22 protein-coding genes are annotated in these 25,659 nt (G+C 70.8%); 4 read left to right on the top strand and 18 right to left on the bottom strand.

Features of this window, described 5'->3' with window-relative positions; all coding sequences use genetic code 11:
• Positions 1-150 precede the first annotated feature (150 nt).
• Positions 151-5,472 (top strand): Ig-like domain repeat protein, encoded by a 5,322-nt coding sequence (locus StrepF001_RS30700; protein WP_129801462.1) that lies wholly within the window; start codon positions 151-153, stop codon positions 5,470-5,472.
• Positions 5,473-5,505: 33 nt separating this feature from the next.
• Here StrepF001_RS30700 and StrepF001_RS30695 read toward each other — a convergent pair whose 3' ends face one another.
• Positions 5,506-6,162 carry a hypothetical protein gene (locus tag StrepF001_RS30695; RefSeq protein WP_129801461.1) on the bottom strand — a complete coding sequence of 219 codons (657 nt, stop codon included), beginning with the start codon at positions 6,160-6,162 and terminating at the stop codon, positions 5,506-5,508.
• 187 nt (positions 6,163-6,349) lie between these two features.
• Here StrepF001_RS30695 and gcl point away from each other — a divergent pair, with 187 nt between their 5' ends.
• Positions 6,350-8,134 (top strand): glyoxylate carboligase, encoded by a 1,785-nt coding sequence (gcl, locus tag StrepF001_RS30690; protein WP_129801460.1) that lies wholly within the window; start codon positions 6,350-6,352, stop codon positions 8,132-8,134.
• 60 nt (positions 8,135-8,194) lie between these two features.
• Here the strand turns inward: gcl and StrepF001_RS30685 are convergent, their stop codons facing one another.
• The 17 genes from StrepF001_RS30685 to StrepF001_RS30605 form a co-directional block, all read right to left on the bottom strand.
• Entirely contained in the window at positions 8,195-8,812 is a 618-nt protein-coding gene (locus StrepF001_RS30685; RefSeq protein ID WP_129801459.1) for a TIGR04222 domain-containing membrane protein, read from the bottom strand.
• A gap of 158 nt (positions 8,813-8,970) precedes the next feature.
• Positions 8,971-9,219 carry a hypothetical protein gene (locus StrepF001_RS30680; RefSeq protein WP_129801458.1) on the bottom strand — a complete coding sequence of 83 codons (249 nt, stop codon included), beginning with the start codon at positions 9,217-9,219 and terminating at the stop codon, positions 8,971-8,973.
• 409 nt (positions 9,220-9,628) lie between these two features.
• The gene (locus tag StrepF001_RS30675) at positions 9,629-10,465 is read right to left on the bottom strand and encodes a 2-hydroxy-3-oxopropionate reductase (RefSeq protein ID WP_240797752.1); all 837 of its coding nucleotides are present in this window, start codon (positions 10,463-10,465) and stop codon (positions 9,629-9,631) included.
• 104 nt (positions 10,466-10,569) lie between these two features.
• Complete coding sequence (locus tag StrepF001_RS30670; protein WP_129801456.1) at positions 10,570-11,391, bottom strand: TIM barrel protein; 822 nt, start codon at positions 11,389-11,391, stop codon at positions 10,570-10,572.
• Between the two features lie 154 nt (positions 11,392-11,545).
• On the bottom strand, positions 11,546-12,298 hold the full coding sequence (locus StrepF001_RS30665; RefSeq protein WP_129801455.1) for a hypothetical protein: 753 nt from the start codon (positions 12,296-12,298) through the stop codon (positions 11,546-11,548).
• 35 nt (positions 12,299-12,333) lie between these two features.
• On the bottom strand, positions 12,334-12,861 hold the full coding sequence (locus StrepF001_RS30660; protein ID WP_240797751.1) for a hypothetical protein: 528 nt from the start codon (positions 12,859-12,861) through the stop codon (positions 12,334-12,336).
• Complete coding sequence (locus tag StrepF001_RS30655; protein WP_129801453.1) at positions 12,858-14,135, bottom strand: MlaD family protein; 1,278 nt, start codon at positions 14,133-14,135, stop codon at positions 12,858-12,860. Before StrepF001_RS30655 ends, StrepF001_RS30660 begins: the two co-directional genes overlap by 4 nt.
• Positions 14,132-15,391: an MCE family protein gene (locus tag StrepF001_RS30650; RefSeq protein ID WP_129801452.1), complete on the bottom strand. Its 1,260-nt coding sequence runs from the start codon at positions 15,389-15,391 to the stop codon at positions 14,132-14,134. Before StrepF001_RS30650 ends, StrepF001_RS30655 begins: the two co-directional genes overlap by 4 nt.
• Positions 15,388-16,503, bottom strand: coding sequence for an MCE family protein (locus tag StrepF001_RS30645; protein ID WP_206306991.1), 1,116 nt, complete (start codon positions 16,501-16,503; stop codon positions 15,388-15,390). The genes StrepF001_RS30650 and StrepF001_RS30645 overlap by 4 nt, the downstream gene beginning before the upstream one ends.
• Positions 16,500-17,480, bottom strand: a complete 981-nt coding sequence (locus StrepF001_RS30640; RefSeq protein ID WP_129801531.1) for an MCE family protein — start codon at positions 17,478-17,480, stop codon at positions 16,500-16,502. The genes StrepF001_RS30645 and StrepF001_RS30640 overlap by 4 nt, the downstream gene beginning before the upstream one ends.
• 89 nt (positions 17,481-17,569) lie before the next feature.
• Complete coding sequence (locus tag StrepF001_RS30635; protein WP_129801451.1) at positions 17,570-18,613, bottom strand: MlaD family protein; 1,044 nt, start codon at positions 18,611-18,613, stop codon at positions 17,570-17,572.
• Positions 18,610-19,827: an MCE family protein gene (locus tag StrepF001_RS30630; protein WP_129801530.1), complete on the bottom strand. Its 1,218-nt coding sequence runs from the start codon at positions 19,825-19,827 to the stop codon at positions 18,610-18,612. The genes StrepF001_RS30635 and StrepF001_RS30630 overlap by 4 nt, the downstream gene beginning before the upstream one ends.
• Before the next feature lie 23 nt (positions 19,828-19,850).
• On the bottom strand, positions 19,851-20,666 hold the full coding sequence (locus tag StrepF001_RS30625) for an ABC transporter permease (protein ID WP_129801450.1): 816 nt from the start codon (positions 20,664-20,666) through the stop codon (positions 19,851-19,853).
• Positions 20,667-20,669: 3 nt separating this feature from the next.
• On the bottom strand, positions 20,670-21,440 hold the full coding sequence (locus StrepF001_RS30620; RefSeq protein WP_129801449.1) for an ABC transporter permease: 771 nt from the start codon (positions 21,438-21,440) through the stop codon (positions 20,670-20,672).
• Positions 21,437-22,351, bottom strand: a complete 915-nt coding sequence (locus tag StrepF001_RS30615) for an ABC transporter ATP-binding protein (protein ID WP_129801448.1) — start codon at positions 22,349-22,351, stop codon at positions 21,437-21,439. Before StrepF001_RS30615 ends, StrepF001_RS30620 begins: the two co-directional genes overlap by 4 nt.
• Before the next feature lie 121 nt (positions 22,352-22,472).
• Complete coding sequence (locus tag StrepF001_RS30610; protein WP_129801447.1) at positions 22,473-23,519, bottom strand: sigma-70 family RNA polymerase sigma factor; 1,047 nt, start codon at positions 23,517-23,519, stop codon at positions 22,473-22,475.
• 27 nt (positions 23,520-23,546) lie between these two features.
• Positions 23,547-24,635 carry a lytic transglycosylase domain-containing protein gene (locus StrepF001_RS30605; RefSeq protein WP_240797750.1) on the bottom strand — a complete coding sequence of 363 codons (1,089 nt, stop codon included), beginning with the start codon at positions 24,633-24,635 and terminating at the stop codon, positions 23,547-23,549.
• A gap of 276 nt (positions 24,636-24,911) precedes the next feature.
• Between StrepF001_RS30605 and StrepF001_RS30600 the strand changes: the two genes are divergently transcribed.
• Complete coding sequence (locus StrepF001_RS30600) at positions 24,912-25,355, top strand: Pycsar system effector family protein (protein WP_129801446.1); 444 nt, start codon at positions 24,912-24,914, stop codon at positions 25,353-25,355.
• 37 nt (positions 25,356-25,392) lie between these two features.
• Positions 25,393-25,599: a hypothetical protein gene (locus StrepF001_RS30595; RefSeq protein WP_129801445.1), complete on the top strand. Its 207-nt coding sequence runs from the start codon at positions 25,393-25,395 to the stop codon at positions 25,597-25,599.
• Positions 25,600-25,659 lie beyond the last annotated feature (60 nt).

The raw sequence follows: 25,659 nt of genomic DNA, 5'->3' as shown, positions 1-25,659 counted from the left end.
GTACTTGTGAGACCGACCGGGGCCGCCCATCTCACTGTCGGGGGATGGCGGTCTGTGGTGCCCAACATCGATCACCGGCGGTAGCAGCCCCCAGCAGTGCGGCGACAAGAGGCGGCCTCGACCAGCCTCGATCACTGGAGGGCCGTATTCATGCCTGGCACTGTAACCCTGGTCACCACCTCGCCGAATCCAGCGGTCTTCGGTCAGCCGGTGACGCTGACCGCGACCATCATCCCGCTCGGGGCGGGGACTCCCACGGGGACGGTCACCTTCACCGTGACGGGCGGGCCGACCGTGACGGCGCCCGTCGTGGGCGGCACCGCGACAGCGACGGTCACCAACCTGCCCGTCGGAAGCCTCCCGGTCACCGCCACCTACAGCGGTGACGCCAACTTCACCTCGTCGACGGGGGCCACTGTCCAGGCGGTCATCAAGGCGTCCACCCAGACGACGGTGACCTCCTCGCCGGACCCGTCGGTCTTCGGCCAGCCGGTGACGATCACGGCGACGGTGGCACCGGTCGCGCCGGGGGCGGGCACGCCGACGGGCACCGTCACCTTCCACATCAGCGCGGGGCCGACGCTGACGGCGCCGCTGGTGGGGGGAACGGCGACGGTCACCACCAACACGCTGAGCGTCGGCCCGCACACGATCACCGCGGTCTACGGCGGGGATGCCAACTTCCTGCCGTCGACAGGCTCGGACACGCACACGGTCCAGGGCAAGGCGGCCACCACGACGACCGTGACCTCTTCGCCGGATCCGTCGGTGGTGGGGCAGCCGGTGAGCTTCACCGCCACCGTGGCGCCGGTACCCACCGGGCTGGGGACGCCCACAGGCACGGTGACCTTCACCTTCGGCGACGGGTCGCCGCCGGCGACGGTTCCCCTGGTGGGAGGTACGGCCACGGTCAACCACACCTACACCAGCGCCACCGGCAGCCCGTACACGGTCACCGCGACCTACAGCGGGAACGCCAACCTCGACCCCTCCACGGGCACCGACACCCAGACCGTGCTGCCGGCCACGACGACCACGACGGTGGCCTCTTCGCCGGATCCGTCGGTGGTGGGGCAGCCGGTGAGCTTCACCGCGACGGTGGCGCCGGTGGCGCCCGGTGCGGGGACGCCGACAGGGACGGTCACCTTCACCTTCGGGGACGGGTCGCCGCCGGTGACCGTGCCGCTGGCCGGTGGCACGGCCACGACCACGCACGCCTACACCAGCACCACGGGCAGCCCGTTCGCGGTGACGGCCACCTACAGCGGCAGCGGGAGCTTCACCCCGTCGTCGGGCACGGACACCCACCTCGTGGGTGCCTCGGACACCACCACGACCGTGACCTCTTCGCCGGATCCGTCGGTGGTGGGCCAGCCGGTGAGCTTCACCGCGACGGTGGCGCCGGTTGCGCCGGGCGCCGGCACGCCGACGGGCACGGTCACCTTCGACTTCGGTGACGGCAGCCCGGCCGGGACGGGAACCCTGGTGGGCGGCACGGTGACGGTGTCCCACACCTACACCTCCACGAGCGGCAGCCCGTTCACGGTGACGGCCACCTACAGCGGCGACGCCAACTTCACCGGCTCGACGGACACGGACACCCACGCCGTCATCCCCTCGGCCACGACCACGACGGTCACGTCCACGCCGGATCCGTCGACGGTCGGCGAGGAGGTGACCATCACCACGACCGTGGCACCAGCGGCACCGGGGACGGGCACGCCCACGGGTGCCGTCACCATCAACTTCGGTGACGGCAGCCCGGCCGAGACGGTCACCCTGGTGGGCGGCACGGTGACGGTGTCCCACACCTACACCTCCACGAGCGGCAGTCCGTTCACCATCACCGCCTCCTACGGCGGGGACGCCAACTTCACGGGCTCGGCCGGTACCGACACGCAGACGGTGACCGCGGCGGAGACGGAGGTCACCGTGGTCTCGGATCCGGATCCGTCGGCGGTGGGGCAGCAGGTGTCGTTCACTGCGACGGTTGTTCCCGTCGCGCCGGGTGCGGGGTCTCCGACGGGGACGGTCACGTTCGACTTCGGTGACGGCAGCGCACCGGTGACGGTGCCGGTCGCCGGCGGTACCGCGACGGTGACGCACACCTACACCACCACAACCGGCAGCCCGTTCACCGTCACCGCGGACTACAGCGGCGACGCCGACTTCCAGTCCGCCACCGGTACCGACACGCACACGGTGACCGCGGCCGGGACGGAGGTCACCGTGGTCTCGGATCCGGATCCGTCGGTGGTGGGGGAGCAGGTGTCGTTCACTGCGACGGTTGTTCCCGTCGCGCCGGGTGCGGGGTCTCCGACGGGGACGGTCACGTTCGACTTCGGTGACGGCAGCCCCACTGAGACGGTGGCGGTGGCCGGTGGTACGGCGACGGTGACGCACACCTACCAGTACGTCGGCAGTCCGTACGCGGTGTCGGCGGTCTACAGCGGTGACGGCAACTTCACCGGCTCGACGGGTACCGACACGCACACGGTGACCGCGGCCGGGACGGAGGTCACCGTGGTCTCGGATCCGGATCCGTCGGTGGTGGGGGAGCAGGTGTCGTTCACTGCGACGGTCGCTGCCGTCGCGCCGGGTGCGGGGTCTCCGACGGGGACGGTCACGTTCGACTTCGGTGACGGCAGCCCCACTGAGACGGTGGCGGTGGCCGGTGGTACGGCGACGGTGACGCACACCTACACCAGTACGTCCGGCAGTCCGTACGCGGTGTCGGCGGTCTACAGCGGTGACGGCAACTTCACCGGCTCGACGGGTACCGACACGCACACGGTGACCGCGGCCGGGACGGAGGTCACCGTGGTCTCGGATCCGGATCCGTCGGTGGTGGGGGAGCAGGTGTCGTTCACTGCGACGGTCGCTGCCGTCGCGCCGGGTGCGGGGTCTCCGACGGGGACGGTCACGTTCGACTTCGGTGACGGCAGCCCCACTCAGACGGTGCCGCTCGTCGGTGCTACGGCCACCTCCACCCACACCTACACCAGCACCTCCGGCAGCCCCTACTCCGTCACCGTCACCTACAGCGGCGACGCCAACTTCAGCACCTCCACCGGCACCGACACCCAGACCGTCGAAGCGGCGGCAACCTCCACCGAGGTCACCACCAGCCCCGATCCCTCGGTGGTCGGACAACCGGTCGACATCACCGTGGTGGTGTCCACCGAGGCACCCGGCACCGGAACACCGACCGGTAACGTGACCGTCAGCTTCGGCGACGGCTCACCCACCGAGACCGTGACACTCGTGGGCGGGACGGCGACGGTCACCCACACCTACACCAGCGCCGTGGGCAGCCCGTACACCGTCACCGCCACCTATGCCGGGAACGCCGACTTCGGCACCTCCACCGGCACCGACACCCAGACCGTCGGCGTCGCCGGGACGACCACCACCGTCACGTCGACTCCCGATCCGTCGGTCTTCGGCGAGCAGGTGACGATCACCGCCACGGTGACACCCACCCCGCCCGGAGCCGGTACGCCCGGCGGGACGGTGTTCTTCGTCATCAGCGGCGGACCGGTGCTCAGCGCTCCCGTCACGGGCGGCACCGCCACCGTCACCACTGCCGCCATGACGACAGGCCCCCACACCATCACCGCCATCTACACCGGCAACAGCAACTTCGGCCCGTCGGTGGGCACTGACACCCACACGGTGAACCAGTCGCCCACGACGACCGCGGTGACGTCGGCGCCCGACCCGTCCTCGGTCGGTGAGCAGGTGACGGCCACGGCGACGGTGACTGCGGACGCCCCGGGTGCGGGGACGCCGACGGGCACGGTCACCTTCGACTTCGGCGACGGCTCCACGCCGGTCATCGGAGTCGTCGTGGGCGGGACGGCCACGGCCACCCACAGCTACACCACGGCGACCGGCAGCCCGTTCACCATCACGGCCACCTACAGCGGAGACACCAGCTTCGCAGGCTCCTCGGACACCGACGCCCACACCGTCGGCGCGGCGGACACCACGACCACAGTGGTCTCCGCGCCGGATCCGTCGGTGGTCGGCGAGGAGGTGACGGTGACGGCGACGGTGACCGCGGATGCTCCGGGTGCGGGGACGCCGACGGGGACGGTCACCTTCGACTTCGGTGACGGCAGCCCTGCCGGGACGGGAACCCTGGTGGGCGGCGTGGCCACGGTCACGCACCCGTACGCCACCACGTCGGGCAGCCCGTACACCATCACCGCCACCTATGCCGGGACCGGCGACTTCAACTCGTCCACCGGAACCGACACCCAGACGGTGAACCAGGCTGCGACCACGGCGTCGGTGACGTCGGCGCCGGATCCGTCGGTGGTCGGCGAGGAGGTGACGGTGACGGCGACGGTGACCGCGGATGCTCCGGGTGCGGGGACGCCGACGGGGACGGTCACCTTCGACTTCGGTGACGGCAGCCCTGCCGGGACGGGAACCCTGGTGGGCGGCGTGGCCACGGTCACGCACCCGTACGCCACCACGTCGGGCAGCCCGTACACCATCACCGCGACCTACGGTGGGGATGCGAACTTCGCCGGGACCACCGCGACGGACACCCAGACGGTGAACCAGGCCGCGACCACGGCGTCGGTGACGTCGGCGCCGGATCCGTCGGTGGTCGGCGAGGAGGTGACGGTGACGGCGACGGTGACCGCGGATGCTCCGGGTGCGGGGACGCCGACAGGCACGGTCACCGTCGACTTCGGCGACGGGTCGCCGGCCGTCACCGAAACCCTCGCAGGAGGAACCGTGACGACCACGCACGTCTACACGGACCTGTCTGGGAGCCCGTACACCATCAGCGTCTCGTACGGCGGGGACGCGAACTTCGCCGGGACCACCGCGACGGACACCCACACGGTGAACCAGGCCGCGACCACGGCGTCGGTGACGTCCGCACCGGATCCGTCGGTGGTCGGCGAGTCCGTGACGGTGACGGCGATGGTGGCTGTGGACGCTCCGGGTGCGGGGACGCCGACGGGGACGGTCATCTTCGACTTCGGCGACGGGACGGGGACGACCTCCGCGACGGTGGCAGGCGGGGTGGCCACGGCCACGCACATCTACACGGAGGCCTCGGGCAGCCCGTACACCATCACGGCGACCTACGGCGGGGATGCGAACTTCGCCGGGGACACCGCGACGGACACTCAGACGGTGAACCAGGCCGCGACCACGGCGTCGGTGACGTCGGCGCCGGATCCGTCGGTGGTCGGCGAGGAGGTCACTGTGATGGCGACGGTGACCGCGGATGCTCCGGGTGCGGGGACGCCGACGGGGACGGTCATCTTCGACTTCGGCGACGGGACGGGGACGACCTCCGCGACGCTGACAGGCGGGGTGGCCACGGCCACGCACATCTACACGGATTCGGCGGGGAGCCCGTACACCATCACGGCGACCTACGGCGGGGATGCGAACTTCGCCGGGGACACCGCGACGGACACCCAGGTGGTCGACGCCGCCTAGCAACCCACGCCGGGCCGACGTCGCCGTGGGCGGTCAGCCGCCCGCGGCGGCGTTCAGCTCGTCGGCGACGGCGTTGACCGGCCGTGGGGTGCCCGTCAGGTCGAGGACGAACAGTGCGATCCCGAGGGCGTCCGCGCGTGCGCGGGCGTCCTCGGCGTATCCGCAGACGGAGAAGTACACACAGTCCGCCGACTCCGTCATGGCCGTGAGCCACAGGCACTCCACGTCGCGGAGGGTGGCCGGGCGCGCCGACGGATCGACCTGGGCCAGCAGGCCGGGGGCGGCGAGCCCGATGCCGGACGGGGGTCGCTGGTCGGCGCGGCGGAGGTCCCGGTGGCCGAGCCGGCGGAGGTGGAGGGCGGCGGCGGTGACGGCGTCGAGGGCGGTACGGATGGTCACCGAGCCCTCGGCGGGGCGTGGGGCGGTGCCCGCCCTCGCGACCGGGATCCGCAGCACCGTCCCGCAGGGGCAGCCCAGTTCCGGGCGCGGCCACTGACCGGCGCGGTCACAGGCGGGACAGCGTACGGTGACCCACTCGTCGTCCCAGGAGCGGTGGGTGACGGGCGTCGGGGTGCCGTCCCGGTCGAGCGGAGCCGTCACGGACGCACCGCACGGGCACGGATAGGACGGCGCCGAGTAGAGATGCGCACTCCGACAGGCCGGACAGCGCACCGACACGCTCACGGACATGAACCCATCGTCCTTCAGCACACCCTTGCCTGTCCGCCGCTTCGTCCGTCTCTTGACGGGCCGCGGCCACCGACCTACATTACTTCCAGATAGTAGAAGTTTAATTCCGAGATACGGAAAAATCTGGAAGTGCTCACCGCGGGGCGCGACGGGAGTGCGAATCCGACAGCCGAAGCTGGAGTACGAGATGGCTCGAATGACCGCTGCCCGCGCGGCAGTTGAGATCCTCAAACGTGAGGGCGTCGCCGACGCGTTCGGTGTCCCCGGTGCGGCGATCAACCCCTTCTACGCCGCGCTCAAGGCCTCCGGCGGCATCACCCACACCCTCGCCCGGCATGTCGAGGGCGCCTCGCACATGGCCGAGGGCTACACCCGCACCCACCCCGGCAACATCGGCGTCTGCATCGGCACGTCCGGCCCTGCCGGCACCGACATGATCACCGGCCTGTACTCCGCGACCGGCGACTCCATCCCGATCCTGTGCATCACCGGTCAGGCCCCCACTGCCGTGATCCACAAGGAGGACTTCCAGGCCGTCGACATCGCCTCCATCGCGGGGCCGGTGACCAAGATGGCGGTCACCGTGCTGGAGGCCGCGCAGGTTCCCGGCGTCTTCCAGCAGGCCTTCCATCTGATGCGCTCCGGCCGCCCCGGCCCGGTCCTGATCGACCTGCCGATCGACGTCCAGCTCACCGAGATCGAGTTCGACCCGGAGACGTACGAACCGCTCCCGGTCTACAAGCCCGCCGCGACCCGCGCCCAGATCGAGAAAGCGATCGGGATGCTGAACGCCGCCGAGCGGCCGCTGATCGTCGCCGGCGGCGGCATCATCAACGCCGACGCCGCCGAACTCCTCGTGGAGTTGGCCGAACTGACGGGCACTCCGGTGATCCCGACCCTGATGGGCTGGGGCGTCATCCCCGACGACCATGAGCTGAACGCCGGCATGGTCGGCCTGCAGACCTCGCACCGCTACGGCAACGCGACCTTCCTGGAGTCCGACTTCGTCCTCGGCATCGGCAACCGCTGGGCCAACCGCCACACCGGCAAGCTGGACGTCTACACGGCCGGGCGGAAGTTCGTCCACGTGGACATCGAGCCGACCCAGATCGGCAGGATCTTCGCCCCCGACTACGGCATCGCCTCCGACGCGAAGGCCGCACTGCGCCTCTTCGTCGAGGTGGCACGGGAGTTGAAGGCGGCGGGCGCGCTGCCCGACCGCTCCGGCTGGGCCGCCGCCGCGCAGGAGAAGAAGGCGAAGCTCCAGCGCCGTACGCACTTCGACAACATCCCGATCAAACCGCAGCGCGTCTACGAGGAGATGAACAAGGCCTTCGGCCCGGAGACCCGGTACGTCACCACCATCGGACTCTCGCAGATCGCCGGCGCCCAGATGCTGCACGTCTACCGGCCGCGGCACTGGATCAACTGCGGACAGGCCGGCCCGCTCGGCTGGACCGTCCCGGCCGCACTCGGCGTCGCCAAGGCCGACCCGGAGGCGTCCGTCGTTGCGCTGTCCGGGGACTACGACTTCCAGTTCATGCTCGAGGAGCTGGCGGTCGGGGCGCAGCACAAGATCCCGTATGTTCATGTCCTCGTCAACAACTCCTACCTCGGCCTGATCCGCCAGGCGCAGCGGGCGTTCGAGATCGACTTCCAGGTCAACCTGGAGTTCGAGAACGTCAACTCGCCCGAGCTGGGCGGCTACGGCGTCGACCACGTCAAGGTGGCCGAGGGCCTGGGCTGCAAGGCGATCCGGGTGACCGACCCGAACGAGCTGGGCGCGGCCTTCGAACAGGCCAAGAAGCTCGCCGCCGAGTTCCAGGTCCCGGTCGTCGTGGAGGCGATTCTGGAGCGGGTCACCAACATCTCGATGTCCACGACCAACGACATCGGCAACGTCGTGGAGTTCGAGGAGATCGCGACCGAGCCGGGGCACGCCCCGACGGCGATCAGGACGCTGAAGGCCTGACACGGCACGTCAGCCAGAGGGGGCGGCCCGTCGGGGGAGGGGCCGCCCCCTCTCGCGCGGTCAGTCCGAGCCGCCGCCCCCGCTGCCGCAGTAGTGGTGTCCGACGCCGCCCGTGCCGCCGCCCCGGGGGGATCCGTGGAACCCCTTGTCCGCCACCTTCGCCCGGGCGAGCAGGCCCGCCCGCAGGGCGAAGCGCGGGACGAGCGCCCGCAGGGCCGCCTCGCCGTGCAGCGCGACGAGGAGCAGTATGTCGTCGTCCGTCAGGCCGCGCCTGCCCGTGGGCAGGGCGTGCCGCTCCCGCAGGGCCCGCACATGGCGGCGGGCGGCGCGGGTCGGGCCGAGCAGGGGGTAGCGCAGCAGACCGGCCTCGGCCAGGGGGACGCGCATCAGGGCCACCGCCAGGCGCACGTCCGACCGTTTCACCAGCTTCCGCAGCCCGCAGGGTTCGTGGAGGGACGCGCGCACCGCGCTCTCCAGCGGTGGGAGCGGGGACGGCGGCTGCCCCGGGACCGCGTCGGCGATGACCGCCTCCCGCGCCCGTATCGTCCCCGGCCGGCCGGCCTCCGCCGCACCCCGCAGATGAAGGCCCACCACGGCCACCGTGACGGCGGCGCGAGGGCCGCCCCGCAGCAGTGCGACCTCGTGCGGCTGGAGCCGGATCGTCGTGTCCGCGTTCATGTCACACCCCCGATCCACGGGGCCCGCCACCCCCGTGCCGGCGGGTCCCGTGTGAGGGGTATCTGCCCGCGTCGGTGCGGGGGTGAAGCATTCCGGGGCGGGTTCAGAGGTTGATTTGAGGGTGCCGTAGCCGGTGTACGTCCCCTGACGTACACGCGTCATTCGGTGCCGGGCTGCTCGTGATGCTCCGACAGTCCGGGCCAGTCGTCCGGGCCGCCGCCCTGCCATTCGACGAGGTCGCTCTCCTCGACCTCGATCGTGTCCAGATCGGCCAGACGCAGGATCTCGACGACGTCGTCCAGGTGGGTGGCGATGCCGAGGGTCTCGTCGCCCGAGGTGACCCGGCGAGAGCCGTCGAGGGCAGGGGGGTGCACGACGACGTGCGGGGGCTGTGTGGGGTGTGCCATGCCTCCAGGTTGCTGCGGGCGGGGGGAATCCGCACGTCAGCCGGAGGGCGCCGGGGTGTGAGGTTGTGGCCGTCCGGCGGCGCGAGGCTGGGCGCGACAGGACATTCGCGCCGCCGGACGGGGTCGGTGGGGCTGGGACCGCGGCGGTGCGACGGAACCGGGGCTCCTTCCCTCAGGTCGAGAAGGGAACCTCGGGACCTTCACCACCGCACTGGCTCGCACGCCGCCGCGGTCCTCGCCTTGCCCGCCTCGTCCGAGCGGCCACCCCTCATTCGGGTCGCTCGGCCTGGGCGGGCTGTGCGTCCGCTCCTGACTTACTGTCAGGTGCTGGACGCTGTCCAGAGATCCGGGCGGCGCCGTCGCCTGGGCGCGACAGGACAGGTGTCGGCGGCGGCGCCGCCCGGAGGTCTCAAATCTGGGCCCCGGAGAGGCGCTCGACGGCGCGCAGCAGCGCGGAGTGGTCCAGGCCGCCGTCGCCCTGCGTGCGCAGGGAGGCCACCAGCTGGGCGACCACCGCACCGACCGGCAGGGCCGCGCCGACGGTGCGGGCCGCGTCCGTGACGATCCCCATGTCCTTGTGGTGCAGGTCGATACGGAAGCCCGGCTTGAAGTCCCGGTTGAGGAAGTTGTCCTTCTTGCGGGTCAGTACGGTCGAGCCCGCGAGGCCGCCGTTCAGGACGTCCAGTGCCGCCTTCAGGTCCACGCCCGACTTCTCCAGGAAGACCACGGCCTCCGCGCACGCCTGGATGTTCACGGCGACGATCAGCTGGTTGGCGGCCTTCACGGTCTGGCCGGAGCCGTGCGGACCGCACAGCACGATGGTCCTGCCGAGCGCCTCGAAGATCGGCTTCGCCTGGTCGAAGTCGGCCTGCTCGCCGCCGACCATGATGGACAGCACGGCCTCGATGGCGCCGGCCTCACCGCCGGACACGGGGGCGTCCAGGACGCGGATGCCCTTGTCCTTCGCCGCGGTGGCCAGGTCGACCGACGTCCGGGGCGTGATCGAGGACATGTCGATCAGCAGGGCGCCGGACCGTGCGTTCTCGAGGATGCCGTCCGGGCCGTAAGCGATGGCCTCGACCTGCGGGGACGCGGGCACCATCGTGATGATCACGTCGACGTCCCGGACCGCCTCGGCAATGGAGGCGGCGGCGGTACCGCCGGCGGCGGCCAGCCGGTCCAGCTTCTCCTGCTCCAGGGTGTAGCCGGTGACGTCGTAGCCCGCCTTGATCAGGTTCTCGGACATGGGGGAGCCCATGATGCCGAGGCCGATCCAGGCAATCGCCGGGCGGGTCGGTGGGAAGAATCTGCAAGTGTGCTGCTCATAAGTAGGTGCCTCTCAGTACGGGGTCAGCGGGACAGCCAGTCGAAGGCCTCGGCGCTCGGACGGTCGCCCGGCTTGTACTCGAGGCCGACCCAGCCGTCGTAACCCGCCTTCGTCAGCTGGCCGAGGAGGTCATCGAGGGGCAGCGAGCCCGTGCCGGGCGCTCCGCGTCCCGGGTTGTCCGCGATCTGGACGTGGCCGGTCTTCGCCGCGTACTCCTCGATCACCGACGGCAGGTCCTCGCCGTTCATGGACAGGTGGTAGAGGTCCATGAGGAAGCGGGCGTTGCCCAGCCCCGTCGCGTCGTTGACCTTGTCGACGATCCCGACGGCGGCCGACGCCGACACCAGCGGATACAGCGGCGACTCGGGCTTGTTCAGGGCCTCGATCAGCAGGATCGCGCCGGTCCGGTCGGCGGCGCGGGCCGCGAGGACCAGGTTCTCCAACGCGAGGGCGTCCTGCTCGGCGGGGTCGACGCCCTCGACCCGGTTGCCGTAGAGCGCGTTGAGCGCCCTGCAGTCCAGGGAGGCGGCGAAGCCGGCGGCCACGTCGATGTTCGCGCGGAACCTCTCCGACTCCTCGCCGGGCAGGGACAGGGCGCCGCGGTCCGGGCCGGGGAGCTGTCCGGCGTAGAAGTTCAGGCCGGTGAGCTGGACGCCCGCGTCCTCGATCGCCTTCTTCAGGGCGTCGAGCTCGGACTGCTCGGGGGTGGGGGAGTCGACCCAGGGCCACCACAGCTCGACCGCGGTGAAACCGGCCGCGGCGGCCGCCGCCGGGCGCTCCAGGAGCGGGAGTTCCGTGAAGAGGATCGACAGGTTGACGGTGAAGCGCTGCTCTGTGAATCCCATGGGGTCGGCGCTCCCTTTCCTGTTATTTCGCATTGCGGAAGTTTGTTTCTGCTTAATGGAAAGCCTGCCCGGGATGGCTGAGGGCTGTCAAGAGCGACCAGCCAAAAAAGGCGCCCCCGCGCGGAGGGCGCGGGGGCGTTGCGGAGGCGGTGGCTCAGAGGGCGTCGACGGCGCTCACCTTCCACCCCTCGGACGTGCGGGTCATCGTCATCCGCACCCGGTTCAGGTCCACCCGGGAACCGGTCACCTGGGTGCTTCTGGTCACCTGGTTGACGAAGAGCAGGACCACCGCCTCGTCCGCCGAGGCCGACACCACGGAGGCCGCCGCGGCGCCGCCGGCCGGCTCCGCGACCGTTGCCTTCACCACCCCGTCGTACTTCTTCGCCGTCGGCCCGACCACCGTCCGCGTCGTCTTCCCGTACTCGTCGCGGAACTTGCCGGTGAGGTGGGCGCGCGCCGCGGCGAAGTCACGGTCCAGATGCCGGTGGTCGTACGAGAGCACGACGGGTGCCGCCTTCCGCGCGGCCGAGAGCGCCTGCGCGCGTGCCTGCTCGGCCTGCACGCCCTCCCGGTAGTGCACGCCGAGTACGGCGACGGCGACCAGTCCCGCCACCAGCAGCACGCACAGGATCGCGGTGAGCAGCCCCCGCCGGGAGCCGCGCACGGCCGCCGTCTCCTCCGGGGCGTCCTCGTCGAAGTCCTCCGGTGACGGCTCCGGCGGATCGTCCCAGCCGTCCGGGGGGTCGATGACGACGGTGCGTCCGGCGAGCGGCCTCAGCTCTGCGACGGCGGTCGCCGGGCCCCCCTCCGCACGTTCCGCGCGCTTGGCTGCGGCGCGGGCCGCGGCCGTCATCGTGTGCCGGGTCGGGGAACCGGAGCCGCGGCCTCGGGTGGTGGTTTTCGCCACGGTCTTACTCCTCACTGGGTGATACGGGGAGGGGGTCAGCCCACGAAATCGACGTCGGAGGTCAGCCAGCGGCCGCCCTCGTGGACGAGGTCGAGCTGCAGCCGGTAGGTGCGCGCCTCCCCCTTGGGCACGGCCGTGTTGGTCACCTTGCTGTCGGCGACCACGAGCACCCGGGCCGAGCGCTCGTCGGAGCGGACGATGCCCGCGTCGAGGACCTGGCCCTCGGACACGGACTTGTTCTGCGCGACGAGTTCGGTCAGCTCCTCGGTCTGCGCGGCGAACTCCTTCCTGAAGTCGCCGGTGGCCCCCTTGAGCACATTGGCGCTGTCCCGGTCGTAGCGCCGGTAGTCGAGCGAGGTGAAGTTCAGCGCCGACTGCCGGGCCGCCGCCAGGATGTCCTGCCGGCGCTGCTCCGCCGCGCGCTGGTCGTGGAGCCGGCTGCTCAGCCAGAGCGCCGACGCCGTGCAGAAGACGGTCGCCACGACGAGCCCCACGGACAGGGCCCTGGAGCGTCCGGCTCGGGTGAAAAAGCTCCGGGTCGCCTGGATCACGAGCCCCCTCATGCCATCGGTCCGACGAGCAGCCATTGCCACGACTCCTTTCCGAAGACGGTCTGCTGGCCGCCCGTCGAGCCGATCTCGACGGGCGTTCCGTCCGGGCCGGTGAACGTTCCGGTCTCCGGGTCGTACGGCGTGACGTACGCCGCCTGGTCGGTGGCCCCGCCCGGGGACGAGGCGCCCGGGGCGTTCTGCGCGCCGCGCACCGAGGTGGCGCTGCCGCGCGGGGCCGTGCAGCGCGCGTCGGTGTTCGCCTCACGTGTGCTGGTGTCCGCCGGGTCGCGCCGGGTGGTGCCGTATCCCTGGGTGCAGGGCGGCGGGTCGTCGGCGTTCACCACCAGGCCGAAGTGGGTGGTGCCGTCGCCGGGGATGACGGTGTAGCTGCCCGCGACGACCACCGGGAAGGTGACCAGGGCCTGCTCCACGCCGGGCAGCCGGGCGAGCGTGACCTGCCCGCCGCTGATCAGGTTGGCCAGCAGGACCGACAGCCGCGGCTCGATCGACTTCAGCAGCGAGTTGAGCTCGACCGCCGCGGGTTGCGCGTTGCCGATGAGTTTGCGCAGGTCCCCGTCGCTCGACTTCAACTCCTCGGTGAGCAACGCCAGATCGCGTGAGAACGCCTTGATGGACGAGCCCTGGTCGGCCTGCGTCTTCAGCACCTTCCGGGAGTCCTCGATCAGCGAGATCGTCTCGGGCAGCGATTCCGACGCGGACTCGACGAGCGCGTTGCCGGAATCGACCAGCCTGCGCAGGTGCGGTCCGGTGCCGGAGAAGGCCTTGCCCAGCTCGTCGACGGTGACCCGCAGATCGTCCTTGCCGACCGAGTTGACCAGCCGGTCGAGGCTGAGCACGAGGTCCGTCGTGGGCAGCGGCACGCGCGTGCGGCCGCGGGGGATCGTGCTGCCCTGAAGCAGATACGGCCCGCCGGAGGTACGCGGCTGGAGGTCGACGTACTGCTCGCCCACCGCCGAGCGGTTCGCGACCACGGCGAGGGTGTCCGCCGGGATGCGCGGCGCCCCGTCCTCGATGTCGAGCGAGACCGAGACCCCGCGGGCGCCGGTCAGCCGCAGCGCGCCGACCCGCCCCACCGGGACGCCGCGGTAGGTGACCTCGGCGCCGGTGAAGATGCCCCCGGAGTCGGCGAAGTCGGCCTGCACGGTGTAGCCGCGGCCGAGGACGCTGTCCACCAGGCCCGTGTACTCGGCGCCGACATAGGACACGCCGACGGCGGTGACCGTGGCGAAGGCGAGCAGTTGGGCCTTGACCGTACGTGTGATCACGGCTGTATCCCCTTCAGCATCAGCTCCGCGAGCTCGAGGTCGATCCCCGGGGGCAGACCCTGGTGGGTGCCGTATCCGGCGGTGCACACCGGCGGGCACAGCAGGTCACCGCCGGACGGTGCGGAGGGGGTGGCGGGCGCGTCGGGCAGGCCGGGTGAGGGCGTGGGCAGGCTCGGCAGGTCGGGGAGATCGGGGACGTCGGGAAGGTCCGGAGTATCTGGAAGGTCCGGTGCGCTGGGGGTGTCGCCCTTGTCATCCGGCTCCTCCGTGAGGTTGCCGTAGAGGCCCGCCAGATCGAGGTCCGCGGTGATGCTGAGGTTGACGTAGTCGCCCTTGATGGCGTCGACCGCGTTGCGCGGGAAGGGGTAAGTGGTGAGCAGTTCGAGGGAGTTGGGCAGGTCGTCACCCGCCTTGTTCAGCTGTTGCAGGATCGGCCGCAGCTGCTTCAGGTTGGCGACCGTGTCGTCCCGGGATGCGTTGACCACCTTCGTGCCCGTCTTGCCCAGCTTCGACAGAGCGGTAAGCATCCTGGTCAGGTCGCGCCGCTGGTCCGCGAGCACCTTGAGCGCGGGCGGCATCGTCTCGACGGCCTTGGCGATCGTCTTCTTCTCCTTCCCGAGCCGCTTGGCGAGCCGGTCGACGGCCTTGAGCGCGCGGACGATGTCCCCCCGTTGGTCGTCCAGGCCGCCGAGGAACGTGTCCAGCTCCTTGAGCAGGGACCTGACCCGGTTCTCGCGGCCCTCCAGGGCCTTGTTCAGCTCCACGGTGATCGTCTTGAGCTGGGCCACCCCGCCGCCGTTGAGCAGTGCGGACAGGGCCGACAGCACCTCCTCGATCTCCGGGTTGCGGCCGCTGCGGCTGAGCGGGATGCGGTCGCCGTCGCGGAGCCGGCCCACGGGGGCGGTGCCGGGCGGGGCCGACAGCGCCACGTACTTCTCGCCGAGCATGCTGGTCTGCCTCAGCTCGGCGACCGCGTTGCCGGGCAGTTTCACCGAGTCGGCGACCCGCAGCCGTACGCGCGCATGCCAGCCCTCCAGCTCCACCTTCTCGACGGCGCCGACGGTCACGTTGTCGACTTTGACGGCCGACTGCGGCACCAGGTCGAGGACGTCGCGGAACTCGACGGTGACGCGGTACGCGCGTCCGTCCGAGGCCGCCCCGCCGGGCAGCTCGACGTCGTACCAGCCGTTGAACTCACAGCCGGACAGCAGCAGCGAACCGACCGCCACCCACGCACATCTGCGCAGCCCGCTCATGCCTCGCCCTCCAGGATTCCGCCGAGGGTCCGGTCGACCGTGCCCGACACCGCGGGCTCGCTCGGCACCTCGGGCAGCGAGTCGAAGAGCTTCTGCAGCTCCGCGCAGTCGGGGTTCGCGCCGCCCTCGTCGCCGGTCGTCCGCAGCACGGAGCACAGCAGGGCGGCCGGATCCTGCGGGTGCTGGGCGTTGTTGCGGGTGTCGAGGGTGCCGGAGGAGGCGTTGTAGGCGTTCTGCAGGTTCGACAGACCCGTCGGGGCGACCTCCAACAGCTCCTCCAGCGCGGCGCGTTGGGTGACGAGCACCTTCGTCACCTTGCTGAGGCCCTTTACGTTCGAGGTCAGCGATTTCTTGTTCTTCTTCACGAACGCGGACACGTCGCCGAGTGCCGTGCCGAGGTTGCGCAGCGCCGCCGCGAGGTCCTTGCGCTCCCCGGCGAGCTGTTCCGCCACCTTGGCGAGGCTGGTGTTGAACGACCGCACGCTCTTGTCGTCGGCCGCCAGCGCCGCCGTGAACACCTGCAGGTTCCGCACGGTGCCGAACAGGTCCCCGCGCCCGTCGGACAGCGTGGTGACCGCCTCCGAGAGGTCCTTCACCGTCTGGTGGATGTTCCCGCCCTGGCCCTGAAGGTTGTCCGCGCTCACCCCGAGCAGCCGCGACAGGGAGCCCTCCTTGTTGGCGCCGTCGGGACCGAGCGCCTCGGCCGTGGTGTGCAGGCTGTCGAAGATCCGGTCCAGCTCGACCGGTACGGCCGTACGCGACTCGGGGATGACGGCGCCGTCCCGCAGCACCGGACCACTCCGGTACACGGGCAGCAGTTGCACGTAACGGTCGCTGACCACCGAGGAGTTGATGATCGCGGCCTGCGCGTCGGCCGGCACCCTGCGCCCCTCGTCGTACTCCAGCTCCACCCGCACCCGGCCGCCCTCCGGCGTGATCTTCCGGACCTCGCCGATCCGGACCCCGAGGACGCGGACGTCCGAGCCGGGGTAGATACCGACGGTGCGCGGGAAGTAGGCGGTGACCTGCACCTTCTCGGAGCGGGGCCACAGCACGAAGGCGAGCCCGGCGACCAGGGCCAGGGTGAGCAGCAGCGCCAGACGTTTCCTCATCGCGAGCCTCCCGTGCGCGGCACCACCGGGGCGGCGACCAGGTTCTGGACGTAGGAGTCGAACCAGCGGCCGTTGCCGAGGGTGTTGGTGAAGACCCGGACGTAGGGCGCGAGCAGCTGGACGCTGCGGTCCAGGCTCGACTGGTTGCGTTCGAGCATCTCGACCACCCGGTTCAGGCCCTTGAGCGCGGGCCCGATCTCCTTGTCGTTGTCCTCGACCAGGCCGGAGAGCTCGACGCCGAGCGCGGCGGAGGACTTCAGCAGCTTGCTGATGGCCTTGCGCCGCTTGCTGATCTCCTTGAACAGCTTGTCGCCGTCGTCGACCAGGGCGGTGAAGTCATCGGAGCGTTCGGCCAGTACGCCGGTGACCCCGTTGGCGTGGTCGAGGAGCTCGCGCAGCGCCTTGTCGCGCGAGGCGACCGTCCGGGAGATCTTCGACAGGCCCTTGATGGACGCCCGCACTTCGGCGGGCGAGTCCTGGAACGTGGTGGAGATGGTGTCCAGGGCCGTCGCCAGCCGGTCGGTGTCGACCTCCTCGGTCGTGGTGGTCAGATCGCTGAACGCCTGCACCACGTCGTACGCCGGGACGGTCCGCGTCAGCGGGATCTCACTGCCGGGCTCCAGCTGACCCGGCCCCTTGGGGTGCAGCGCGAGGTACTTGGCGCCGAGGATGGTCTGCACCCGGATCGAGGCCCCGGTCGCGGTGCCGAAGTCCGGGTCGCCCTTGACCTTGAAGGTGACCTTGACATGGTCGCCGTCCAGGTCGACCTCCTCGACCTTGCCGACCTTGACGCCGGCGATCCGTACCTCGTCGCCGGGCTTGAGACCGCCCGCCTCCGCGAACGCCGCGCTGTATGTCTCGCCGCCGCCGATCACCGGAAGGGAGTCGGCGTTGAACGCCGCCACGGTGAGCAGCGCGAGAGTGGTCAGACCGACGGCGCCGATCGTCACGGGGTTGCGCTCTCGGAAGGGAGGCAGGTGCGGAAGCCGGATGCGCGGCAGCCGCGGCGGGTCGATGCGCACCTTGACCAGCGGCTGGGGCCTTTGTTTCCTGCGCAGGAGGACGGTCATCCGGCGCACCTCGCCCTCGCCACATGCAGCTCCGGAGTGAGCACCTCACGTGTCTTCGGCAGCACGATCCGGCCGTCGAAGTCGCAGAGGTAGAAGTTGAACCACGAGCCGTAGGACGCCGTCCCGGTCAGCTCGCCCAGCTTGTTCGGCAGCCGCTTCAGCACGCCCTCCACGGTCTTCTCGTTCCTGTTCAGCGTTCCGGTGAGCTCGGTCAGCTCGGCGATGTCGTCCTTGAGCGGCGGGCGGGCGTCCGCGAGGAGCCCCGACGTCGCCTCCGTCAGGTCGCCGATGCTCACCAGCGACTTCCCGATGGGCTTGCGGTCGGCGGACAGCCCCGAGATCACCCGGCGCAACTGTTTGAGCAGCCCGGAGAAGCGGGCGCCGCGCTTGTCGAGCGTCTCCAGCACGGTGTTGAGGTTGTCGATCACGGAACCGATCAGCTGGTCGCGGCCGGCGAGTGTGGTGGTGAGCGACGCCGTGTGCGCGAGCAGGCTGTTGACCGTGCCGCCCTCGCCCTGCAGCGTTTTGATGATCTCGGTGGCGAGCTGGTTGACGTCCTGGGGGCTGAGCGCGGCGAACAGCGGCTTGAAGCCGTTCAGCAGCGCGTTCAGATCCAGCGCGGGCTGCGTCCGCGACAGCGGGATCGTGGCGCCGGGCCGCAGCCGGGTGCCGTCGCCCGCACCCTCCGTCAGCGCGACGTACCGCTGCCCGACGAGGTTCCGGTAGCGGATGACCGCGCCGGTGCCGGTCAGCAGCGGGCGCTTCTCGGTCACCGTGAAGGTGACCTCCGCCCGGGTCCGGTCCTTGATCCGGATGCCCTCGACCTCACCGACCCGCACCCCGGCCACCCGGATGTCGTCGCCCTCCTCCAGGCCGGTGACGTCGCTGAACACCGCGCGGTACGTGTCCTTGGGCGTGAAGGAGAGGTTGCCGATGGTGGCGGCCAGCAGGGCCGTCGCCAGGATCGTCACCAGCGCGAAGAGGCTGAACCTGATCAGCGGTCCGGCGGTCCGGCGCGCCTTCGTCGTGCTGCTGCTCATGCGACGCTCACCGCCGTCCCGCGTGCCATCGGCCCGAACAGCAGCGTCGCGACCGGCGGCACCTCGTCGGCGGGCACGCCGAGCACGGGTGCCACGAGCGAGCCGACGGCGCGCTGCTCGGCCCGGGTACCGGACACCCCGGACGAACTCGCCGCGGCCGTACCGTCGTTGAGGTGGGGCTTGGGCCCGGGCACCGGAGGGTGGGGCATGTCGCGGCAGTTGGGCCCCGACCGTTCGCCGTAGCGGGGCTCCTCACCGGGTTCGTACGCCCCTTGCTGCCGCACCACTTCGAGCGTGATGCGCATCTTCCCGCCTCGGAACGCCTCCTCGGAGGCCTCCTCCTGCCGGACCAGGCCGTCCAGGAGGCAGGGGTACTCGGGTGAGTAGCGGGCGAACAGCTCCAGCGTGGGCCGGGAGACCCGGCCCAGGGTGATCAGCCGGTCGCCGTTCGTGGCGAGGAAGTCGTCCGCCGTGCGGGCGGTGGTCGTGGTCGAGGTGAGCGCTGCGGCCAACTGTTCCTTCTTCTCCACCAGAGTGCGGCTGGTCGTGACCGTGTTGCGGAGGATCTTCATCAGGTCGGGCGCCGCGTCGCCGTACACCTCGGCGACGTCCGCGAACCGCGCGATGTCCTCCTTCAGGGACGGCAGATGCGGATTGAGCTTGCGCAGATAGGCCTCCACGCGCGTGAGGTTGTCGCCGATCCGGTCGCCGCGCCCTTCGAGGGCCGTGGCGAACGCGGAGAGTGTGGCGTTGAGTTCGCCCGGCTTCACGGTCCGCAGCAGCGGCAGCAGGTCGTTCATCAGCTGCTGGAGCTCGATGCCGACGCGGGTGCGGTCCTGAGTGATGACGTCCCCGGCGCGGATCGCCCGGGCGGACGAGCCGGCGGGCACGACCAGGTCGACGTACTTCTCGCCGAACAGCGTCTTGGGCAGCAGCCGGGCGTGCACATCGGCGGGGATGTACGCGACGTGCTCCGGCTTGAGCGCGATGTCGAGGGTCGCCTTCGTCCCGTCCGCGCGCACCTCACGCACCTCGCCGACCAGCAGCCCGCGCAGCTTGACGTCGGCACGCCGGTCGAGCTGGTTGCCCAGGCTGTCCGCCTCCAGCGTGATCCGCACGACCGGCGTGAACGCCTGCCGGTAGACGGCGACGGACAGGGACAGCAGCAGGGCCAGCACGGCGAGGAACACCAGCCCGTACACCCGCAGTCTCATCACTCTCACTCGGCTCACCGCGCTCACCCCGCTATCCGTACGGTCGTGTTGGCGCCCCAGATCGCGAGGCTCAGGAAGAAGTCCAGGACGTTGATCGCCACGATCGAGGTCCGCACGGCCTGTCCGACCGCGACGCCGACGCCCGCCGGGCCGCCGCTCGCGTAGTAGCCGTAGAAGCAGTGCACAAGGATGATCACGACGGCGAACACCAGTACCTTGCCGAAGGACCAGAGCACGTCGACCGGGGGCAGGTACTGCTGGAAGTAGTGGTCGTAGGTGCCCGCCGACTGCCCGTAGTAGCCGGTGGTGATGGTGCGGGCGGCGAGGTACGAGGACAGCAGCCCGACCACGTACAGCGGGATCACGGCGACGAACCCGGCGATCATCCGGGTGGTCACCAGGAACGGCAGCGACGGCACGCCCATGACCTCCAGGGCGTCGGTCTCCTCGCTGATCCGCATCGCGCCGAGCTGCGCGGTGAACCCGGCGCCGACCGTCGCGGACAGCGCGAGCCCGGCCACCAGCGGGGCGATCTCCCGGGTGTTGAAGTACGCCGACAGGAACGCCACGAAGTTGGAGGTGCCGAGCTGGTTGAGCGCGGCGTACCCCTGCAGTCCCACCTCGGTGCCGGTGAAGAACGACAGGAAGGCGATCACGCCGACCGTGCCGCCCACCACGGCGAGCGCGCCCCGGCCGAAGCTGACCTCGGCGAGCAGCCGCAGGATCTCCTTCTTGTAGCGGCGCAGGGTCCGGCCCGTCCAGGCGAGCGAGCGGCCGTAGAAGGAGAGTTGAGCGCCCAGGTCCTCGAGGGACTTCAGGGGGCGGTCGAGAAGTCTCATCGGCTAGCCCCTCTGCGGAACGACCTGGAAGTACACCGCGGTCATCACGAAGTTCGTCACGAACAGCAACATGAAGGTGATCACCACCGACTGGTTCACCGCGTCGCCCACGCCCTTCGGGCCGCCCTTCGCGGTGAGTCCCTTGTACGAGGCGACGATCGCCGCGATCGCGCCGAAGACGAGTGCCTTGATCTCGGCCGCCCACAGGTCGGACAGCTGGGCGAGGGTGGTGAAGGAGGCCAGATACGCGCCCGGAGTGCCGTCCTGCAGGACGACGTTGAAGAAGTAGCCGCCCGCCACCCCGACCACCGACACCAGGCCGTTGAGCAGCACCGCCACCAGCATCGAGGCCAGCACCCGCGGCACGACCAGCCGGTGGATGGGGTCGATGCCCAGCACCTGCATCGCGTCGATCTCCTCGCGGATCTTCCGCGCCCCGAGGTCCGCGCAGATCGCCGTCCCGCCGGCGCCCGCGATCAGCAGCGCCGTGACGATCGGCGAGGCCTCGCGCAGCACCGCGAGGACGGAGGCCGCACCCGAGAACGACTGCGCGCCCAACTGCCGGGTCAGGCTGCCGATCTGCAGGGCGATGACCGCACCGAAGGGGATGGAGACCAGGGCGGTCGGCAGGATCGTGACGCTGGCGATGAACCAGGCCTGCTGGATGAACTCCCGCACCTGGAACGGCCGCTTGGGGACGGTCCGCACGACGTCCAGGGCCATCGCGAAGAGGCTGCCGGAGTGGCGCAGCGCGCCGACGGGGTTGAGGCTCATGCGCGTGCCACCTTCTCCTCCCGCTTGGCGATGGCCTGCCAGCGGGGTGGCCGGGAGATGCCGGGGCTGGGCAGCAGTCGGGGAGTGAGGTGCTCGGGGTCGGTGGTCTCGCCGATCTGGGCCAGTTCCTGCTCGACCTGGGCGGCGTCCTTCTCCTCCGCCATACCGATGGGCCCCTGCATCCGGCCGTTCAGGAACTGCCGTACGACGGGTTCGTCGCTGGTCAGCAGTTGGTCGCGGGGTCCGAACATCACCAGCTCGCGGCGGAACAGCAGCCCGATGTTGTCCGGGACCTGGCGGGCCGAGGCGATGTCATGGGTGACGATCAGGAAGGTTGCGTCGATCTGGGCGTTGAGGTCGACGATCAGCTGGTTGAGATACGCGACGCGCACCGGATCGAGCCCCGAGTCCGGCTCGTCGAACAGGATGATCTCCGGGTCGAGGACCAGCGCCCGCGCCAGCCCGGCACGTTTGCGCATACCGCCGGAGATCTCTCCGGGCAGCTTCTCCTCGGCCCCGATCAGACCGACCATGTCCATCTTCTCGAGGACGATCCGCCGGATCTCGCTCTCCGGCTTGCGGGTGTGCTCGCGCAGCGGAAAGGCGATGTTGTCGTACAGGTTCATCGAGCCGAACAGCGCGCCGTCCTGGAACAGCACGCCGAACAGCTTCCGCACCTCGTACAGCTCGTGCTCACGGAGCTTGGTGATGTCCCGGCCGGCCACCAGGACCGAGCCGCGGTCCGGCCTGAGCAGTCCGACGAGCGTCTTGAGGAACACCGACTTGCCCGTGCCCGACGGGCCGAGCATGACCGAGACCTCCCCGGCGGGCAGGGTCAGCGAGACGTCCTGCCAGATGACCTGGTGACCGAAGGACTTGGTCAGCCCTTCCACACAGATCTCGACACCCATCCGGTCCACCCTTCGCCCGTGAAGTCACCCGTGGAGCAGCTCCGACATCTGCTCTACGGGGAGGGGCGGGGCGTCCGTCGCGGCGGAGGCGATTTTTTTTGCGGACGGGTTTGAGAGGGGGTTACGGCAGGGGGCTCACGGGTGCTTCGAGCGTGTCGGAAGCCGCGGGGTGGTCCGGCACCTCTGGAAGATCCGGCACGTCCGGGGCCGCCGAGATGCCTGGCAGCTCGGGTACGTCGGGCACTGCGGGCACCTCAGGCACCGCGGGCACCTCAGGCACCGCGGGCACGTCGGGAGCCGGCAGTGCCGGCCCCGAGGAGAGGGGGACCTCCGGCAGGGACGGCACGGACAGCGGCAGCAGCGGCCGGTCGCCGGGGGTCCGCCTTGCCTCAGGGGCGCCGGTCCTTGATGCGGTCGGCACTTCACGCGCGTCCGGGGACGTCTCCCCGCCCTCGCTGTCCGCCCGCTGCCACGCCTCCGGGACCGGGGAGACGGAGGGCCGCGGCGCCGTGCCCTGCCCGTCCCAGTCGTGGGCGTACGGCAGGACGAACCCCGCCACCGCCAGTGTCGCCGCCGTCCCGGCCACGGCCACGGCCTGCGCGTGCGAGGCCCCGCGCGGTCTGCCCCGGCCCCACAGGAACAGGGCGAGACCGAGCGTGCCGGCCAGCGAGTTGCGCAGTGTCCGGCGGGCCCGGGCCAGCAGCGACTCGACCGTCCGGTAGCTCAGGCCCATCCGTACGGCGACCTGGCCGACATCCAGGTCCTCGGACTTCAGCCGGAGTGCCTCCGCCTGGCGCGTGGGCAGCTCACTGCTGCGCACGGCCAGCCACCTGGCCTCGGCCCGGTCGCACACCGCCTCCTCGACCGGCACCGGGCCGGGGGCGATCAGCATCGGGCTGGTGCGCACCTCGGCCTCGCGGTTGACCTGCCGGTACCGGTCCACGCACAGCCGGATCGTCACCGTCGTCAGCCAGCCGGCCAGCCGCTCGTCGTCCAGGTCGGGGCGCTCGGCCGCGCGCAGCATCGCCTCGTGCACGGCGTCCTCGGCGTCCTCCAGGGACATCGACCTGCGGCGGGCCACCTTGAGCAGGTGCTCGCGGTGGCTCCACATACGTTCCCACCGGTCGTGGGCCGCCTGTATCTCCGCGGGCATGTCCGTCGTCGCCATCAGGGCCCCTTTGCGCTCACCCGCCGGTCATGTGCGCCCGGCGAGGGGCGACATTACCGCCCGGTAGTCGCGGTTGTGGAGGGGGCGGCGACCATGGGGTTCTTCTCGTTGCCGGGGAGCGGAGCCGTGCTGGGCAGCATGTCCTCGGCGGCGGGGCGAGTTCGGGGTCGGGGAGCGGTACCAAGGGAGCCGCCGACGGTTCGGCGGACGGGTACTGTGCGTCGGCCGTGGCTCGGACGGGGTCGGGGAGGGGGACGGCGTACCGGAACCATCGCCCGCCGGGCGGGCACTCGGCGTCGGCGACGGCTCGCGCCGCACCGGCCGGTCGGCCTCGGGCTCCGGGCGCGCGCCGCCCGCCGCCACCGCGTCCGGCACCACCCGGTGTCCCTCCAGGAAGTACGCGAACCACGCCCGCACCGTCCGCAGATAGGCCCTGGAGTGGTTGTAGCCGAGGATCGCCGCGTCCAGGTCGCCCGGCACGGACAGGTCGCGTCCGCCGGCGCACAGGTAGCGCCCGGCGGCGAGCGCCGCGTCGAAGACGTTGTGCGGGTCGGCCCGGCCGTCCCCGTTGCCGTCGACGCCCCAGACCGCCCAGGTCGACGGGATGAACTGCATCGGGCCGACCGCGCGGTCGTACACCGTGTCCCCGTCGTACGCCCCGCCGTCGCTGTCCCGGATGAGGGCGAAGCCGACGCCGTCCAGCCGGGGGCCGCGAATCGGCGTCAGGGTCGTACCCTCCGCGTCCACCCGTCCGCCGCCCGCCTGCCCGGACTCCACCTGCCCGATGGCGGCCAGCAGCTGCCATCGCAGCCGGCAGCCTGGCGCAGAGTGCGCGAGCCGTGTCTCGGCCCGCCGGTAGGCGGCGAACATGCTCGCCGGGAGCGTGCCACCCGCCGGTGACGTCTTCGCCTTCCGCTCCCGCGCCGTTCGCAGCGGCGGCAGCTCGGTGCGGTACGGGGTGTCCCCGGACACGCTCGGCCCGCGCCCGGCGGCCGGTTCCGCAGGCGCCGCCGCCCGCGCCGATGTCGTCCCAGGCGCCTGGGACGCGGTCAGCGCCGCCATGGCCGCCGCCGCGAGTGCCGTACCCCTGATACCTCTGACCCTGTGCCCTGCCACGTCGCGGTCCCCTCCCTGCGGTTTCTTCTCGTCTGTTCTACGGGGCAGGAAGCAGGGTCCGTCGCGGAGATCCGGCGCCAGCGAGGGCTGCCCGAAAATCCGTGCAGGGCGTTAGGTCGAGCGCGTGCGAGGAGGCGAGTTCTGCGTGGTCTGTGCGGTCGGCGGAGCCGGGGTCCGACTCGGGGCACCTCAGGGAAACCGACGGCTGCTTCTTGGCGTCTTGCTTCCTGGGACGGAGGCCTTATGACGCAGGAGCCGAGTAACAGCAATGATCGTATGTCGAAGAATCTGGACGACGCGTTAGCCACACTCATGAGCGAACTCGTTCGAGCGGATGCCAAGGCCAACACCGTTCTCGCGCTGACCAGCTTAGGCCTGGTCTTCCTCGCCACACGTGGTGGCTACGACGCCCAACCGCCCGCCGTCTTGGCAGTGGGCGCTGCTGGGACCGCCTGCCTGTTGATCGCCACCGTGCTTCTGCTGATGACTGTCCGTCCCGTGCAGATCGACAACCCTGACCTGGAGGACTGGACGCGCTGGGCCACGTTGGAACCGGATGCGCTGGGTGAGCACATGCGGGCGGATCTGCGGGCCAAGAGAGTCGCAGCTCTGGCTCGCCTGGTGAGGGACAAGTTCCGGCGACTGCAGCATGGGGTCAACTTCATTCAGGCCGGAGTCGGCTTGCTGTTTACGGCCGCAGTCCTGTCCCTGCTCCTGTAGGAGCGCAGCCCCACATGGTCCGTTCACGGAGCCACTGATGGGAGCTGAACCCGGCGCCATACACCCGTCCGGCAACACCACTGCCTCCCGCTCGACGGCCTGCGCGCCTTTCGCCATCACGTGCCCGACCCCCGCGACCGCCGTCGCATGCGTCCTCGGCGCCCTCGGCTTCGTCCTTCCGCTGGTCGGCCCGCGCATAGCCGAGACCACCCGCGCCGTCCGGCACGCTCCCCCACTGCCCTAAGGGGCTGGTCACGTGTAGGGCGGAGGGAGGCCATGGTCGGTTAGGGTCGCCTCGTGGCGG

The sequence above is a fragment of the Streptomyces sp. F001 genome (genome assembly GCF_004187715.1).
Lineage (GTDB): Bacteria > Actinomycetota > Actinomycetes > Streptomycetales > Streptomycetaceae > Streptomyces > Streptomyces flavusporus.
The sequence above is the reverse complement of the archived record's forward strand: the minus strand, read 5'-3'. Positions and strand labels throughout refer to the sequence as shown.

Bases quoted from the DNA above. Each gene is read 5' to 3' on its own strand.
- StrepF001_RS30700 (WP_129801462.1), top strand. From the start codon at position 151: ATGCCTGGCACTGTAACCCTGGTCACCACCTCGCCGAATCCAGCGGTC.
- StrepF001_RS30695 (WP_129801461.1), bottom strand. From the start codon at position 6,162: ATGTCCGTGAGCGTGTCGGTGCGCTGTCCGGCCTGTCGGAGTGCGCAT.
- gcl (WP_129801460.1), top strand. From the start codon at position 6,350: ATGGCTCGAATGACCGCTGCCCGCGCGGCAGTTGAGATCCTCAAACGT.
- StrepF001_RS30685 (WP_129801459.1), bottom strand. From the start codon at position 8,812: ATGAACGCGGACACGACGATCCGGCTCCAGCCGCACGAGGTCGCACTG.
- StrepF001_RS30680 (WP_129801458.1), bottom strand. From the start codon at position 9,219: ATGGCACACCCCACACAGCCCCCGCACGTCGTCGTGCACCCCCCTGCC.
- StrepF001_RS30675 (WP_240797752.1), bottom strand. From the start codon at position 10,465: ATGTCCGAGAACCTGATCAAGGCGGGCTACGACGTCACCGGCTACACC.
- StrepF001_RS30670 (WP_129801456.1), bottom strand. From the start codon at position 11,391: ATGGGATTCACAGAGCAGCGCTTCACCGTCAACCTGTCGATCCTCTTC.
- StrepF001_RS30660 (WP_240797751.1), bottom strand. From the start codon at position 12,861: ATGAGGGGGCTCGTGATCCAGGCGACCCGGAGCTTTTTCACCCGAGCC.
- StrepF001_RS30650 (WP_129801452.1), bottom strand. From the start codon at position 15,391: ATGAGCGGGCTGCGCAGATGTGCGTGGGTGGCGGTCGGTTCGCTGCTG.
- StrepF001_RS30645 (WP_206306991.1), bottom strand. From the start codon at position 16,503: ATGAGGAAACGTCTGGCGCTGCTGCTCACCCTGGCCCTGGTCGCCGGG.
- StrepF001_RS30635 (WP_129801451.1), bottom strand. From the start codon at position 18,613: ATGAGCAGCAGCACGACGAAGGCGCGCCGGACCGCCGGACCGCTGATC.
- StrepF001_RS30630 (WP_129801530.1), bottom strand. From the start codon at position 19,827: ATGAGACTGCGGGTGTACGGGCTGGTGTTCCTCGCCGTGCTGGCCCTG.
- StrepF001_RS30625 (WP_129801450.1), bottom strand. From the start codon at position 20,666: ATGAGACTTCTCGACCGCCCCCTGAAGTCCCTCGAGGACCTGGGCGCT.
- StrepF001_RS30620 (WP_129801449.1), bottom strand. From the start codon at position 21,440: ATGAGCCTCAACCCCGTCGGCGCGCTGCGCCACTCCGGCAGCCTCTTC.
- StrepF001_RS30615 (WP_129801448.1), bottom strand. From the start codon at position 22,351: ATGGGTGTCGAGATCTGTGTGGAAGGGCTGACCAAGTCCTTCGGTCAC.
- StrepF001_RS30610 (WP_129801447.1), bottom strand. From the start codon at position 23,519: ATGGCGACGACGGACATGCCCGCGGAGATACAGGCGGCCCACGACCGG.
- StrepF001_RS30600 (WP_129801446.1), top strand. From the start codon at position 24,912: ATGTCGAAGAATCTGGACGACGCGTTAGCCACACTCATGAGCGAACTC.
- StrepF001_RS30595 (WP_129801445.1), top strand. From the start codon at position 25,393: ATGGGAGCTGAACCCGGCGCCATACACCCGTCCGGCAACACCACTGCC.